This is a genomic window from Cellulomonas sp. RIT-PI-Y (genome assembly GCF_025642745.1).
Lineage (GTDB): Bacteria > Actinomycetota > Actinomycetes > Actinomycetales > Cellulomonadaceae > Cellulomonas.
In genome coordinates this window covers 40939-55848 of sequence record NZ_JANZKP010000021.1, presented here as the reverse complement: position 1 = coordinate 55848, position 14910 = coordinate 40939, and the positions used below count along the sequence as shown (strand labels likewise).

Below are 14910 nucleotides of genomic sequence, written 5' to 3'. Positions count from 1 at the left end.
GCCGCCCGGTGCTGCCCCCGCTCGGCCTGTCCCTGATCTGCCGGGTGATCGGTCAGCTGATCGGCATCGCCCTGCTCGCCGTCGCCGCCGCCGGGATCGCCCGGGTCGCGACCGACCCGACCGCCGCGATCGCCCCGACCGTGTGGACCCTGGTGGTCCTCTCCCTGGTCAAGGGCGTGCTGCGCTACCTGGAGCAGTTCTCCGGCCACGCGGTCGCGTTCCGGGCCCTCGCCATGCTGCGGGTGGACTTCTACGACCACCTGGCCCCGCAGTCCCCGGCCGGGGTGCTGTCCCGCCGCACCGGCGACCTGGTGAACCGCGCCACGAAGGACGTCGACCGGGTCGAGGTGTTCTTCGCGCACACCCTGGTGCCCGCGCTCAGCGCCGTCCTCGTGCCGGTGATCACGCTGACCGCCCTGGCCGTCACCACCGACCCGGTGCTCGCGCTGGTGCTGCTGCCGTTCCTGGTGCTGGTCGGGGCCGGGGTGCCTGCCTGGGGCCGCGGCCCGAGCGCCGAGGCCGCCACCCGGGTCCGCGGTGAGCGCGGTCGCCTCGCCCAGCTGGTCACCGAGTCCCTGCAGGGCGTCCGGGAAGTCCTGGCATTCGGTGCCGCACGTCGCCGTCGCGACGAGGCGCGGGAGCTGGCCGACCGGGTCGGCTCCGGCCTGGACGTGCTCGCGGTCTGGACCGCACGCCGCCGCGCCGCCAACGCGGTGCTGATGGTCGCCGCGGTCGCCGCGGTGGCGCTGATCGGCGCGGCCCGGACCGCGGACGGCCTGCTCGCCTGGGACGGCCTGGTCGTCACCGTCGTGGTCGCGCTCGCGGTCTTCACCCCGGTGCTCGCGGTCGAGGACGTCGCCCCCGACCTGGAACAGGCCTTCGCCGCCGCCCGCCGGATCTGGCGGATCACCGACGCCGCACCTGCCACCACCAGCCCCGCCGACCCGGTCCCGCTGCCCGACGGACCGCTCGACATCCGGTTCGAGGACGTCACCTTCGGCTATCCGGTGCCCGAGCTCGACCCCGACGACGCCCTGCCCACCCGGGCCCGCGCCGCCGGGCCGGTGCTCGACCGGGTCGGACTGGAGATCCCCGCGGGCAGCACCACCGCCGTGGTCGGCCCCTCCGGCTCCGGCAAGTCCACCCTGGTCAGCCTGCTCACCCGGGCCTGGGACCCGCAGTCCGGCCGGGTCCTGCTCGGCGGTGTCGACATTCGCGACGTCGCCCTGGACGACCTGCGCGCGCACATCGCCGTCGTCGGCCAGAGCACCTACCTGTTCAACGACACCCTGGCCGCCAACCTCCGGCTCGCCGCCCCCGACGCCACCGACGCCGACCTCGAGCAGGCCTGCCGTCGTGCCGCTCTGCACGACGCCGTCGTCGCCATGCCCGACGGCTACGACACCCGGGTCGGGGAGATGGGCGAGCGCCTGTCCGGTGGGCAGCGCCAGCGCCTGGCGATCGCCCGCGCCCTGCTGCTCGACGCCCCGATCCTGATCCTGGACGAGGCCACCAGCCAGCTCGACGTCGCCACCGAGGCGGAGATCCAGGACGCCCTGGTCGAGGTCTGCCGCGGCCGGACCGTGCTGGTGATCGCGCACCGTCCGGGGGCCGTGCGGACCGCGGACCGGGTGGTGGGGATCGGGGAGCTGAACGGCTGACGGCGCTCACCCCTGAAGTTCGCCCACTCAATCCCCGGGTTCGCGCACTCAACACGCCGTGATCCCCTGGACCAGGACCACCCAGCGCTCCCGACGATGCCCTCGACCGTTCAGCAACGGGGCTGGGGTGTCGCGAGCGGCCGAAAGAGGTGGTTCCCCATGACAGGACGCCAGGGTCATGGCGATCGAAGGTCCAGTGTGATCGCGATGGTGCTGCTGGCACTCGGCATCATCGCCGTCAGCCGTCTCCGAGTGTTCGCTGACGTGGCGGTGCTGTTCTGGCTCGCAGGATTCAGCATGCTCGTGGGGGCGGGCATCATCGCGCTCCACGTCGGCCGTGGACAGCGACCACCGCGCTGGACCGGTTCGGTGGTGGTCGCTGTGGCTGCGGCCCTGGTCGCATGCGGGCTGGCGACGGCGACGATCAGCGCGCGACCTCCCACCGTCCCGGACTCCCTCGTGCTGCCGTCCTCCGCGGTCGGCCTCGTGGCGACGCGCATCAGCGCGCCGGACACGACGGTGACGCCTGACCTGAGTGAGGGCGCGGTCTCGGACCTCGTGAGTGAGATCGCCGCGACGCAGAGTGAACTCGGCGCGGTATCGGACTCGCACGCGCAGGATGTTCTCGCAACGGTGCGGGCGGCAGGCTTCGTCCCGGCCAGCGGGTTGCGCGCCGATGACACGTCGGCGACCGTCCACACGATCGACGCCACCACCCTCGTGACGGTGCCGTTGATCGGCACCGACCTGCCCGAGGTGTCGTGCGTGACGTTCTCGATCGTCGGTGACGACGTCGCGATCGTGGAGATGGCTGCGCGATGGCGGGTGACGATGCCGTGGCCTTCCGGATGTGGGCCGACGGCGTTCTCGTCCAGGACCTGACCCTCCTCGATCCTGAGGCCGAGGTGTCATCCGCCGAGGTCGTGCCGGTGGGATTGAGCTGGAAGAAGCTCAACAACTGCCTGAACCAGATCGGGATCAACTGGGCCGTTCTCGCGGTCATCAGCGTCGCGTGCTCCGCCGCCTGCGCCACGATGGTGGCGTGCGCGCCCTGTATCGCCGTCGCAGCGGGATGGACGGGAGGCTCCATCGGCGCGTGTGTGAAGCACGCCTGGACCTGATCGACAGATCGAGGGCGGTCAGTCCACGGTCCTGACCCCTACCAGGTCCCGGATCGTCCGGCCCGCGTCCACGCCGCGCTGCTCGAACCGGGTCACCGGGCGGGTGGCCGACCGGGGGGCGAAGCCGCCGTGCGGGTTGCTCAGCCCGGGGTCCGCGGTCAGCACCTCCAGCATCTGCTCCGCGTAGGGCTCCCAGTCGGTGGCGCAGTGCAGCACGCCACCGGGGCGCAGCCGGGACCGGATCAGGGCGACGTGCTCGGGCGCGATGATCCGTCGCTTGTGGTGCCGTGCCTTGGGCCAGGGATCGGGGAAGAAGACGTGCACCGCATCCAGGCTGTCCGGTGCGATCCGGGTGCGGAACAGCTCGAGCGCGTCGCCGTGCGCCAGCCGGACGTTCGTGAGGTCGGCGTCCTCGATCAGGGTCAGCAGGTGCGCGATGCCGGGCAGGTGCACCTCGATCGCCAGGTAGTCCCGGTCCGGGTCGTCGGCGGCCATCGCGGCGGTGGCGTCGCCCATGCCGGAGCCGATCTCGACCACCAGGGGCGCCCTCCGGCCGAACAGGGCCGTGGTGTCGAGCGTGCCGGTGGACGTCAGCGGGGGCAGGCCGAGCTCGGGGTCGTGCACCGAGACCCCGTAGGACGGCCAGAGGCGTTCCAGGGCGTCCGCTCGGTGCGCCCCGAGCGGTGCCCGGCGTGGGTGGAAGGTGCGCAGCGGCCCCCCGCGCAGCTGAGGGGCGGGGTGGAAGTCGGAACCGGGCAGCCGGTCGGACGTGTCGTTCTGCACGGCGACGAGGGTAGTGCGCCGCACCGGGCCCGTGGGTGGACTCAGTCCCCGCCGAGGGCCCGCACGATCGGGCAGGGCGCCGCCGGGTCGGGACACTGGTCGTCGAGCAGACCGGTGGGTCCACCTCGCACCGTGGTGCAGGGTCAAATCGCTCAGCCCGCTCGACCCGCTCAGCCCGTGACCCAGACCGCCTCGGTCGACCCCACCGGCAGCGTCACCGCGCCGAAGTCGCCGATCGTCACGCTCAGGTCGCTGTCCGCCCGCACCCCGTCCGGCAGGGCGATCACGGTCGTGGCGGGCACGTAGTCCAGGGTGCACGGGCCGTCGGTCGGGGTCGGGAAGGTGACCGTCACGGCGCTGTCCGTACCGGTGGCGGGGGAGTCGGGGACCTGCGGGCAGGTGGAGGAGCCGAAGGTGACGATGGCGATCAGGCCGTCGTCGGCGATGCGGGCCGCACCGGCGGCGGAGTCGGTGGGTGCCGTGCCGAGCTCGGCGGGCAGGCCGATCATGCTGGAGCCGGCGGTCAGGTCCAGGGTCGCCGTGTCGCTCTCGGATGCGGTGGGTGTGGCGGTCGCGGCGGTGCCGTCGCCGGGGTCGACACCGCCGGCACAGCCGGCGAGCAGCAGGAGGGCGGCCAGGCCGGAGAGGGCGGGGCCCAGGGTCATCGGTCAGGCCTCCGGGGTGTCCGGCCGGCCGGTCGACATCAGGTAGAACCGCTCGCCGAAGGGTCCGGCGATCCCGGCGATCCGGCCGTAGGGGCTGTCCTCGGGCTCGTGGTGCACGGTGCCGCCGAGCCGCACGGCCTCCGCGACCGAGGCGTCGGTGTCGGCGACCGCGAAGGTGACGACCCAGCGGGCGATCTCCGAGCCGCCGCCCATGCCGCCGATCTCCCCGTGGCCGACGTCGAAGGTGGCGTACTCGAAGCCGGGGGCGCTCATGTCGTCGTAGTGGTAGCCGAACAAGGTCCGGTAGAAGTCCTGGGCGGCGGCGAGGTGCGGGGACATGTGCTCGTTCCAGTACATCGCGCCGGGCTCGTCGACGATCTGCGCGCCGATGTCGCTCTTGGCCTGCCAGAGTGCGAACACCGCGCCGAACGGGTCGGCGATCACGGCCAGGGTGCCGAACTCCATCACCGGCATCGGGGCACGGAGGACCTGTGCCCCGGCGGAGGCGGCGCGGGCGGCGGAGGCGGTGGCGTCTGCGGTGCTCAGGTGGGTGAGCCAGCCCGCCGGTTGCGGGGCGCCGGGCATCGGCGGATTGAAGGCCGCGGCACGGTGACCGTGCAGCAGGGCGGTGGTGTAGTGGTTCATCTCCGCGGGACCCCGGTCGAAGGTCCAGCCGAACAGCGGCCCGTAGAAGGCCTCGGCCGCGTCCAGGTCGGGTGTGGTCAGTTCGGCGAAACAGGGGGTGCCCTCGGGCCAGGGCTGGTCGCGCACGGTCATGACGCTCTCCTCGAGCTGGGCGGTCGTGACCTCTATCACAGCACCGGGGGTGCCGGATCGCCTCCCCTGGACGGCGGTCCGGCACCCCCGATGGGCCTCAGGCCGCGGGTGCGACGCTCCGGCCGAGCCCGGCGAACTCCCAGCCCGCCCCGCGCCAGGTCTGCGGGTCGAGCTTGCCGCGGGCGTCGATCACCCGCGGGGCGTGGGTCAGCGGGGCGAGGGCGGTGGGGTCGGCGGTGGTGAACTGGTCCCACTCGGTGAGGACCAGGACCACGTCGGTGCCCTCGACCGCCTCCTCGACGCTGGTCGCGTAGGACAGGGTCGGGAACGACCGGCGGGCGGTGTCCCCGGCCTCCGGGTCGAAGACGGTGACCTGGGCGCCGCGCAGGTGCAGCGCGGCGGCGACGTTCAGCGCGGGGGAGTCCCGGACGTCGTCGGTGTGCGGCTTGAAGGCCGCGCCCAGCACGCCGATCCGGTGGTTGAGCACCGAGCCGCCGCAGGCCTGGACCGCCAGGTCGAGCACGCGCTCGCGCTGGCCCATGTTGATCTCGTCCACCTGTTGCAGCAGGGCGGATGCGCGGTAGGCGCCGAGCTCGTTCGCCCGGTGCATGAGCGCGCGGATGTCCTTGGGCAGGCAGCCGCCGCCGAAGCCGAGTCCGGCGTCCAGGAACTGGCGGCCGATCCGGGTGTCGTGGCCGAGGGCGTCGGCGAGCACGGTGACGTCGGCACCGGCGGCCTCGCACACCCCGGAGATGGCGTTGATGAAGCTGATCTTGGTGGCCAGGAAGGCGTTGGCGGAGACCTTGACCAGCTCGGCGGTCGGCAGGTCGGTGACCACGACCGGGGTGCCCTCGGCGATCGGGCCGGCGTAGACCTCACGCAGCGTGGCCTCGGCCTGCGCGCTGGTGCCGCCGAGCACGATCCGGTCCGGGTGCAGGGTGTCCTGGACGGCCTTTCCCTCCCGGAGGAACTCCGGGTTCCAGACCAGCTCCGCCCGCAGCCCGGCGGGCACCTCGGCGGCGATCAGCTCACGAAGCCGGGCGGCGGTGCCGACCGGGACGGTGGACTTGCCGACGATCAGCGCGTCCTTGGTCAGGTTCCGGGCGATGGTGGTCGCGGCGGACTCGACGTAGGACAGATTCGCGGCGTGCGAGGTCTTCTGCTGCGGGGTGCCGACGCAGATGAAGTGCACGTCGCCCCAGGCGGCCGCTGCGGCGAGGTCGGTGGTGAACCGGATCCGACCGGCGTCCAGGTGCTGGGCGAGCAGTGGGTCGAGTCCGGGCTCGTAGAACGGCACCTTCCCCGCGGCCAGGGCGTCGACCTTGCTCTGGTCGGTGTCGGCGCCCCAGACCTCGAAGCCGAGTTCGGCCATCGCGACGGCGTGGGTGGCGCCCAGGTAGCCGGTGCCGAAGACGGCGATCCGGATCGGGGAGCCGTCGGGTGCCGGGGCGGGCACGGCCTCGGACAGGTCGGCGGCGGAGAGCTCGGCGGCGTTCAGGAACGGGTCGTTCATGGCGGTCTCCTCGGAAAGTCGGCGGGTGCGGCGGGTCGGGCGGTTCACGGGGTGGCCCCGGTGCCGCTGGCTGAGGGGGTGGGCGTGGGGTCGGCGCTCGTGCCGGGTGTCGCGGTCGGCTCGGCGGTGGGTACGGCCGTCGGCTCGGCGGTCGGCTCGGCGGTCGGCTCCGGGGTGGCCGCGGGTGCGGTGAGCTGGGCCTGGGCGGTGGACTGCTCGGTGGTCCCGGTGGTGGCCGTGGCGAGCACCTGTCCGCCGAAGTTCCGGGCCGGGTCGGCGAGGCCGGTGCTGAACGCGGCGAGCGAGTTCGCCCGGGAGTCCACCCGCCAGTCGTTGGTGGAGAGCTGTCCGTCGACGTAGGTGGTCACCGCGAGGTTGAACCAGGCGAAGCCGATCACGTCGTCGTTGCGGCCGGGGTCGAAGCCCTGGAAGAACGACTGCACCCAGGCGGGTTTGGTGCCACCGGTCTCGGAGGCGCCGACCTCGGCCAGGAGGATCTTCTTGTCGGTCAGCTGCCGGAGCTGGTTCAGCGTGCGGTCGAAGGTGTAGCTGAAGGTGGCGTCGTTGTCGGCCTTGTAGGGCGGGCGCTGGTAGCCGGAGACTCCGACCCAGTCGACGTAGTCGTCGCCGGGGTAGAGGCCCTGGAGGGTGTCCAGCCCCTGCTTGGCGGTGGGCAGGTTGTTGACGATGTTCGGCGACCAGACCCAGATCACCAGGTCGTTCGCGCCGTTGGCCTCGAAGATGTCGTGCACGTGCTGCCACATCTTCACGAAGTCACCAGGGCTGTTGCCGTTGATCGACTCGCCCGACCCGGTGGACTCGGCCCACGGGTACCAGACGCCGTTCATCTCGTGGTCGAGCCGGATCGCCAGCGGCAGACCGGTGGCGACGATGTCCTGGGCGTACTGGGTCAGGTAGGCGTCGAAGTCGCCGTCGATGATCTTCGGCAGCGTGTAGTCCGGCTCCTCGACCACGTCGTTCTTGGCGGCGATCGGCCGGGACTCCCAGGTCAGCATGGGCAGCAGCCCACGCTCCCAGGACCGGGTGACCGCGTTGGACCGGTAGGTCTGGTCCCAGCCGCCGAAGTAGCCGACCAGGTTCTGGCTGCGGCCGACCTCCTGCGCGGCGTCGTCGAAGGTCGCCCAGTTGAAGGGTGCCTGCTCGGTGTACATCCCGAAGTACCGGGTGCTGGGGTTCAGCAGCTCGGCCTTGGTCGGGGCGCTGGGCTTGGTGACCGGTGCGGGTGCGTCCGGCTCGGTGGGCTGCGGGGCGGAGGGGTTGGCGGCGCCGCCCTCGCTGCCGGCGGCCGGTGCGGCGGCACTGGCGGTGCCCCGGTTGCCCGAGCCCGAGGTGCGACCCGACGACCCGGACGAGGAGGACGACCCGGACGAGGACCCGGAGGACGCCGAGGACCCGGCCGAGGCCTGGCGCTCGGCCTCGGCCTGGGCGCGGGCGTCCTCGCCCTTCTTGCGGGCGGCCTGCTCGTCCGCGACCACGTCGCGGAGCGAGTCGGACTGCGCACGGGAGGTGTCGAGCTCGTCCTGGAGCCGCTGGTTCTCGGCCATCAGTTCCTGCTCGCGGGCGGTGAGCTCCGGTGTGGTGCTCTCCCCGGTGACGATCTGGGAGACCGTCGGCAGGTTCCACACCACCAGGGTGATCGCCAGCAGTGCGGCGACGATGGACACGGTCGCGATCCGGGCCTTGGTGGTCATCCGGCCCATGGAGGGCGCCCACCAGGCCTTGCCGGGTGTGGCCCCGGGTCCGGTCAGCTTGATCGGTGCGTCAGACATAGAGCAGGGCCTCCAGCGCGAAGATCACCACGGCGATGCCGTAGGGGATGGCGGCGAGCGGGTTGAGCCGGCGGCGCTTCGGGGCCGGCGCGGGTGCGGGCACCGGCGCACGGTGCGCGCGTCGGGTGGGTGCGGTGACCGGGGCGGTCCGGGTCTCGGTGACCAGCGCACCGTCGGCGGTGCGCTGGTCGACCGGCCGGGGACCGCCGAGGCCGGGCTCGTCCCGGTCCACCACGTCGACCGGAGCCGGACGGCTCATCAGCTCGAGCTCGGCCAGCAGTCCCCGGTCGTCCGGCTGTGGCGCGGCGGGTGCGGTCTCGGTGCCCGGGTCGCCACCGGCATAGGCCCCGGCGCGGGTGCCCCAGCCGGAGGCGTGCGCCATCCGCAGGAAGCCGAGCAGCCGGACCGGCATCAGGAAGAAGGTCGACACGATGATGAACACCGGCAGGCGGAAGAAGTCGCCAGGGACCTCCTGCAGGTGCCGGATCTGCCGGATCGCCATCGAGAGCACCGAGGAGGTGATCATCAGCGCGATCACCCAGAACCAGCCGGCATGGGCGCCGTAGGCCTCCAGCACCGCCTGGTAGAGGTTCACGCCGGTGCCGCTGGCCGAGCGGTAGATCCAGCCCGCGATCGTCCCGACCAGCAGGAAGGGCAGCAGGATGTCGGACAGGAAGAACACCGCCAGGATCGGGGCATGCCCGAGCATCCAGGGCAGCATCCGCAGGGTGTTGTACTGGCTGCCGCGTGCCCAGCGGAGCTGCTGCTTGAACAGCTTCTTCACCTCGAGCGGGGCGTCGGTGTAGACCAGCGAGGTGTGCTGGTAGACGGTCCGGTACCCGGCCTTGAGCGTGAGGTTGGTCAGCGTGCGGTCGTCGGAGACCTCCAGGAAGACGCCCATGAACCGCTGGGTCATGAAGTCCTCCATGACGTGGTCCAGGATCGTCCGCCGGAACGCGATGGTCCGGCCGGGCAGGCAGCCGACCTGGCCGAGCACCGACTGGGCGGGCATCGAGTACAGCGAGCGGGAGTTCTCCAGCCAGTCCGCCCAGCGGGTGATCCAGGAGCGGGTCGGCTCCAGGATCCGCTGCCGGGTGGTGACCCCGCCGATCTTCGGGTCGGCGAACGGCTTGACCAGCTCGCGGAGGGTCCCGGGGGTCCAGATCGTGTCCGAGTCCAGCAGCACCGTGATGTCGAACCGAGACAGCTCCGTCCCGATCTTCACCGCGTTCCGCTTGCCCGGGATCGGGGTGTGCACCCAGCTGACCAGCGGCGCGAATTCCTCGCAGATCGCCTCCAGGCCGGGGTTGGGCTTGCCGTTGATCACCACGATGACCTCGTCCGGCCGCTGCTCGGTGACCCGGGTCAGCACGTCACGGAACAGGTCGAGGGGCTCGTCGACCACGGGGACGACCACGCTGGTGGTCTCGTGGTGCTCCTCGAGGTAGGGCCGGTAGCGCCGGGACAGCGCGACCTTGATCAGCCAGAGCGCCCAGACCAGGGCGGAGAACACCGTGAACAGGTACAGCTCGGCCTGTTCGTCGAGCATGTGGCGGATCTGCAGGATGAAGATGAACATGCGCGTCACCTCGTCGGCTGTCGGAGCGGAGGGGCTCGGAGGATGCCGTCGGCGACGTTGACGCGGCGCTGGAGTGCGCTTCCCGGAGGTGGGACGTCAACTGGGTGCTGACGTCGTCGGGGAGGACTGCGCTGTGACTGGATCGGGGATCGTATCACCCGTTCAGGTGAACAGATCGGGTGAGAGGGAGGGGTCGGCTCGCTCGCCCGGTTCGCGGTGCGGCGAGGTGCCCAGACTGTGGGCGGCTGGTGCGGCGTGGCAAACCCAACTCAGGCGTTTGTGAGATGTGTCACACAAAGCTGCCCGGTGTGCCCGTATTTGTCCGGTCATGAATCGCCAGAACCAGACATAACACCGGAGTCTCGGCAGCTCCGTGCCCGCTACCTCTCCGGTCGCAGAGGCGTTACCGGCAGGTGTCCGCCGGGGGTCCGGGGAGTCACAGAACGGTGTGACTGCCGAGTCAACGCTCGGGCCGCCCGACTGTCACCCAGTTGCGGCTCCTCGCGACTCAAGGTTGAGCGGAATACACTCAACTTCGCCTCGGTTGGACCTGGTAGCAGTCATCGACACACACCCGGAGGGACAGCGTTGGACGCGAAGTTCACCACCAAGTCGCAGGACGCCCTCGGCGACGCCGTGCAGCAGGCGACCGCCGCGGGCAATCCCCAGATCGAGCCGGCCCACCTGCTGAACGCCCTGCTCCAGCAGGACGGCGGAGTCGCGAACGGGCTGCTGGACGCGGTCGGCGTCGACCGTCAGTCGCTGGGCCGCTCGGTGCGCGCCGTGCTGGTCGGGCTGCCGAGCGCATCGGGCTCCACGGCCGCGGCGCCCGCCGCCTCCCGGCAGCTCGCCACGGTGCTGACCACCGCCTCGGACGAGGCTCGCACCCTGGGTGACGACTACGTCTCCACCGAGCACCTGCTGATCGCGCTCGCGGCCGGGCAGACCGGTGTCGCCGACGCGCTGCGTGCCCAGGGGGCCTCCCGGGAGGCCCTGCTCGCCGCCCTGCCGTCCGTCCGGGGCACCGGCAAGGTCAGCAGCCCGAATCCGGAGGGCATCTACAAGGCCCTGGAGCAGTACGGCCTCGACCTCACCCAACGGGCCGCCGACGGTCGACTGGACCCGGTGATCGGCCGCGACTCGGAGATTCGCCGCGTCATCCAGGTGCTGTCCCGGCGCACCAAGAACAACCCGGTGCTGATCGGTGAACCCGGGGTGGGCAAGACCGCCGTCGTGGAGGGCCTGGCCCAGCGGATCGTGGCCGGAGACGTCCCCGAGTCGTTGCGCGGCAAGCGCCTGATCTCGCTCGACCTGGCCGCGATGGTCGCCGGGGCGAAGTACCGCGGGGAGTTCGAGGAGCGCCTGAAGGCCGTGCTGTCCGAGATCACCTCCTCCGACGGCGAGGTGATCACCTTCATCGACGAGCTGCACACCGTAGTCGGTGCCGGCGCGGGCGGTGAGGGTGCGATGGACGCGGGCAACATGCTCAAGCCGATGCTGGCCCGCGGCGAGCTCCGGCTGGTCGGTGCCACCACCCTGGACGAGTACCGGGAGCGGATCGAGAAAGACCCCGCCCTGGAGCGCCGGTTCCAGCAGGTGTACGTCGGCGAGCCCAGCGTCGAGGACACCGTGGCGATCCTGCGCGGGCTGAAGGAGCGTTACGAGGCGCACCACAAGGTCACGATCTCGGACGCCGCGCTGGTCGCCGCCGCCGGTCTGTCCGACCGGTACATCGCCGGTCGGCAGCTGCCGGACAAGGCGATCGACCTGGTCGACGAGGCCGCGTCCCGGCTGCGGATGGAGCTGGACTCCTCCCCGGTCGAGGTGGACGAGCTGCAGCGTGCGGTCACCCGGCTGGAGATGGAGGAGCTGGCGCTGGCCGAGGCGGACGACCCGGCCAGTGCCGAACGGCTGGAGAAGCTGCGCGCCGACCTCGCCGACCGCCGGGAGGAACTGGCGGGTCTGACCGCCCGCTGGGAGCAGGAGAAGGCCGGGCACAACCTGGTCGGCGACCTGAAGGCGAAGCTGGACGAGCTGCGCACGGCGGCCGACCGGGCGGTCCGGGAGGGCGACCTGGCGACCGCGAGCCGGATCAACTACGGCGAGATCCCGGAGGTCGAGAAGCAGATCGCGGCCGCGGAGTCCGCGGAGGAGGTCGCACTCGCCCAGGAGCCGATGATCGCGGACCGGGTCGGCCCGGACCAGATCGCCGAGGTGGTCGCCGCCTGGACCGGCATCCCGGCCGGGCGACTGCTGGAGGGCGAGACCGCGAAGCTGCTCCGGATGGAGGAGGTGCTCGGCGAGCGCCTGATCGGGCAGCAGCAGGCGGTCGCCGCCGTGTCGGACGCGGTGCGCCGGGCCCGGGCGGGCATCTCCGACCCGGACCGGCCCACCGGCTCGTTCCTGTTCCTCGGCCCCACCGGTGTCGGCAAGACGGAGCTGGCCAAGGCGCTGGCGGACTTCCTCTTCGACGACGAGCGGGCCATGGTCCGGATCGACATGTCCGAGTACGCCGAGCGGCACGCGGTCGCCCGGCTGATCGGTGCCCCGCCCGGCTACGTCGGCTACGAGGAGGGCGGCCAGCTGACCGAGGCGGTCCGTCGCCGGCCCTACTCCGTGCTGCTGCTGGACGAGGTGGAGAAAGCGCACCCCGAGGTGTTCGACATCCTGCTCCAGGTGCTGGACGACGGGCGCCTGACCGACGGCCAGGGCCGGACGGTCGACTTCCGGAACGTGATCCTGATCCTCACGTCCAACCTCGGCTCGCAGTTCCTCGCCGACCCGATGCTCGACCCGTCCGCCAAGCAGGACGCCGTGATGGGCGCGGTCCGCGAGCACTTCAAGCCGGAGTTCCTCAACCGGTTGGACGACGTGGTGATGTTCCAGCCGCTGTCCCTGGCCGAGCTGACCGAGATCACCGACCTGCAGGTGGCCGCGCTGGCGGCCCGGTTGCGCGACCGCCGTCTGCACCTGGACGTCACCCCCGCCGCCCGGGAGTGGCTGGCCATCGAGGGCTTCGACCCCGCGTACGGGGCCCGGCCGCTGCGCCGGCTGGTGCAGCGGGAGATCGGCGACCGGCTGGCCCGGCTGCTGCTCGCGGGGCAGGTGCACGACGGCGACACGGTGCGGGTGGACCGGCCGGCCGGCGACGTGTCCGGCCTGGACCTGACCCGTGTGGAGCCGGTGAACGACTGAGCGCCCGGCCACCGGCCGTGTGAGGATCACGGGGATGAATCCGACCCTCGCCCTGGCCGGTGGCCCCGCTGCGCCCATCACCGCTGCGTTCACGACCGCACCCCTGTCCGCCGCCGCGACGGGCGGCCCCGAGCTGACCGGCCTGGCCGGCTGGGTGGTGAGCGTCGTCGAGGCGCTCGGCCCGCTCGGCGTCGGCCTGCTGGTGGCGCTGGAGAACCTGTTCCCGCCGATCCCGTCCGAGGTGGTGCTGCCGGTCGCGGGATACGTGGCCTCGCAGGGCCAGATGTCCCTCGGCTGGGCGATCGTCGGAGCCACGCTGGGCGCGGTGCTCGGCGCGTGGGTCCTGTACGGGCTGGGTGCCTGGTTCGGCCGGGACCGGCTGCGGCGCTGGCTGGACCGGATGCCGCTGATGGAGGTCGGGGACCTGGACCGGGCCGAGGGCTGGTTCACCCGGCACGGCGGCGCGGCCGTGCTGATCGGCCGCTGCGTGCCCGTGGTGCGCTCGCTGGTGTCGATCCCGGCCGGGCTGGAGAAGATGTCCCAGCCGAAGTTCCTGCTCTACACCACCCTCGGGTCGGCGGTCTGGAACAGCGCGCTGGTCACCGCCGGGTACGTGCTGGGCGCCCAGTGGGAGGACGTCGGGCACTACTCGGACTACATCAACTACGCCGTGTACGCGGTGATCGTGGTCCTGCTGGCGAAGTTCGTCGTCGGGCGACTCCGCAACCAGCGCGCTCAGAACTGACCGAACAGCTCCGCGATGTCGGAGCTGAACAGGTCCTGGCCCTTGATCCGGCTGGTCTCCTCGGCGCCGAGGATCCGGCGCTCGCCGTCGGCGTCGACGATCTGGGAGGCCCCGCCCCGGGTGCCCAGCGGCAGGACGATCCGTTCCGGCTCGGGGTGGTGGGTGGCGGTGGGCCGCTGTCCGGCGATCAGCGCGCGCAGGTTCGCGGCGACCACGTCGGCGTGCGTGCGGGCCGCCGACGCGCGCTTGGACTCCGGGACGTCGGTGATGTCACCGACCGCGAACACGGTCGGCAGGCCGCGGACCTGCAGCGTCGGCTCCACCCGGACCTGGCCCAGACCGGTGCGCTCGGCGGCCAGCGCCCCGGCCAGGTAGTCGCTGGCGGCCTGGTTGCCGTAGCAGCGGAACCACATCTGTGCCTCGATCCGGGCCCCGGACTCGGTCTCCACCGCGAAGGGCTCGTACACGCCGACGTCGACCGGCGGCAGGTAGCCGAGCCGGGAGCCGAACACGAAGTCCACGCCGTCCAGCTGCTCGTGCACGGCGGTTCGCAGCTCGGGGGCGTACTCGCCGGTGCTCAGCGCGTCCTCGGCCTGGTCGACCACGGTGATCCGCAGTGCCGGGAAGTGCTCGCGGAGCTCGCCGACCAGCTCCAGGCCGACCGGCCCGGCGCCCACGACGAGCACCCGCTCGGCGGCGGCCAGGCCCTCGCGCATCCGGGCCAGGCGGGCCCGGGCGACCACGGTCTCGGACTCCAGGAACTTGGCCGGGAACGGGTAGGCGGTGCCGGTGGCGAGCACCAGGTAGTCGGCGTCGATCGTGGTGCCGTCGCCCAGCTGCACCCGGTCCGGCAGTGCGCGCTCGACCCGCTGGTGCACCACGGTGCCCCGGGTCAGCAGCCGGTCGTAGGGGACGAAGACCCGCTCCTCCCAGGCCGGGTCGACCGCGCCGCGCAGAGCCGCCGAGGCGTGCACGAAGGCGTCCTTCGGCTCGATCAGGGTCACCTCGGCCACGTCGTCGAGCAGCGAGGCCACCCGTGCGCCTCCGTAGCCGCCGCCGACCACCACGACCTGCGTCATCT

At 72.1% G+C, this 14910-nt stretch carries 12 protein-coding genes; 5 read left to right on the top strand and 7 right to left on the bottom strand.

Going from position 1 to position 14910, the window contains the following annotated elements; genetic code table 11:
* From cydC to OGL89_RS08800, 3 genes are all read left to right on the top strand, one after another.
* On the top strand, positions 1-1661 hold a 1661-nt coding region (cydC, locus tag OGL89_RS08810), incomplete at its 5' end, for a thiol reductant ABC exporter subunit CydC (RefSeq protein ID WP_263119600.1).
* Positions 1662-1859: 198 nt separating this feature from the next.
* Positions 1860-2543 (top strand): hypothetical protein, encoded by a 684-nt coding sequence (locus OGL89_RS08805; protein WP_263119599.1) that lies wholly within the window; start codon positions 1860-1862, stop codon positions 2541-2543.
* Positions 2498-2782 carry a hypothetical protein gene (locus tag OGL89_RS08800; RefSeq protein ID WP_263119598.1) on the top strand — a complete coding sequence of 95 codons (285 nt, stop codon included), beginning with the start codon at positions 2498-2500 and terminating at the stop codon, positions 2780-2782. The genes OGL89_RS08805 and OGL89_RS08800 overlap by 46 nt, the downstream gene beginning before the upstream one ends.
* An 18-nt stretch (positions 2783-2800) precedes the next feature.
* On the opposite strand, the gene trmB is transcribed toward OGL89_RS08800, so the two are convergent.
* The 6 genes from trmB to OGL89_RS08770 all read right to left on the bottom strand — a co-directional run bounded on the left by trmB (position 2801) and on the right by OGL89_RS08770 (position 9889).
* Complete coding sequence (gene trmB, locus OGL89_RS08795; protein ID WP_346770693.1) at positions 2801-3565, bottom strand: tRNA (guanosine(46)-N7)-methyltransferase TrmB; 765 nt, start codon at positions 3563-3565, stop codon at positions 2801-2803.
* A 170-nt stretch (positions 3566-3735) separates the two neighbouring features.
* A complete protein-coding gene (locus OGL89_RS08790) occupies positions 3736-4230 on the bottom strand; it encodes a hypothetical protein (protein WP_263119597.1) in 495 nt (164 codons plus the stop codon).
* Positions 4231-4233: 3 nt separating this feature from the next.
* Complete coding sequence (locus OGL89_RS08785; protein ID WP_263119595.1) at positions 4234-5007, bottom strand: VOC family protein; 774 nt, start codon at positions 5005-5007, stop codon at positions 4234-4236.
* A 97-nt stretch (positions 5008-5104) separates the two neighbouring features.
* A complete protein-coding gene (locus OGL89_RS08780) occupies positions 5105-6520 on the bottom strand; it encodes a UDP-glucose/GDP-mannose dehydrogenase family protein (RefSeq protein ID WP_263119593.1) in 1416 nt (471 codons plus the stop codon).
* Between the two features lie 44 nt (positions 6521-6564).
* Positions 6565-8310 (bottom strand): glycosyl hydrolase, encoded by a 1746-nt coding sequence (locus tag OGL89_RS08775; protein ID WP_263119591.1) that lies wholly within the window; start codon positions 8308-8310, stop codon positions 6565-6567.
* Positions 8303-9889 carry a glycosyltransferase family 2 protein gene (locus OGL89_RS08770; protein WP_263119589.1) on the bottom strand — a complete coding sequence of 529 codons (1587 nt, stop codon included), beginning with the start codon at positions 9887-9889 and terminating at the stop codon, positions 8303-8305. Before OGL89_RS08770 ends, OGL89_RS08775 begins: the two co-directional genes overlap by 8 nt.
* A 588-nt stretch (positions 9890-10477) precedes the next feature.
* On the opposite strand from OGL89_RS08770, the gene clpB reads away from it, so the two are divergent.
* Together clpB and OGL89_RS08760 are read left to right on the top strand one after the other, a co-directional pair.
* Positions 10478-13084, top strand: a complete 2607-nt coding sequence (gene clpB, locus OGL89_RS08765; RefSeq protein ID WP_263119587.1) for an ATP-dependent chaperone ClpB — start codon at positions 10478-10480, stop codon at positions 13082-13084.
* 34 nt (positions 13085-13118) lie between these two features.
* Positions 13119-13829 carry a DedA family protein gene (locus OGL89_RS08760; protein WP_263119586.1) on the top strand — a complete coding sequence of 237 codons (711 nt, stop codon included), beginning with the start codon at positions 13119-13121 and terminating at the stop codon, positions 13827-13829.
* On the opposite strand, the gene OGL89_RS08755 is transcribed toward OGL89_RS08760, so the two are convergent.
* Positions 13820-14908 carry an FAD-dependent oxidoreductase gene (locus tag OGL89_RS08755; RefSeq protein ID WP_263119584.1) on the bottom strand — a complete coding sequence of 363 codons (1089 nt, stop codon included), beginning with the start codon at positions 14906-14908 and terminating at the stop codon, positions 13820-13822. The two genes, OGL89_RS08760 and OGL89_RS08755, sit on opposite strands and share 10 nt — an antisense overlap.
* Positions 14909-14910 lie beyond the last annotated feature (2 nt).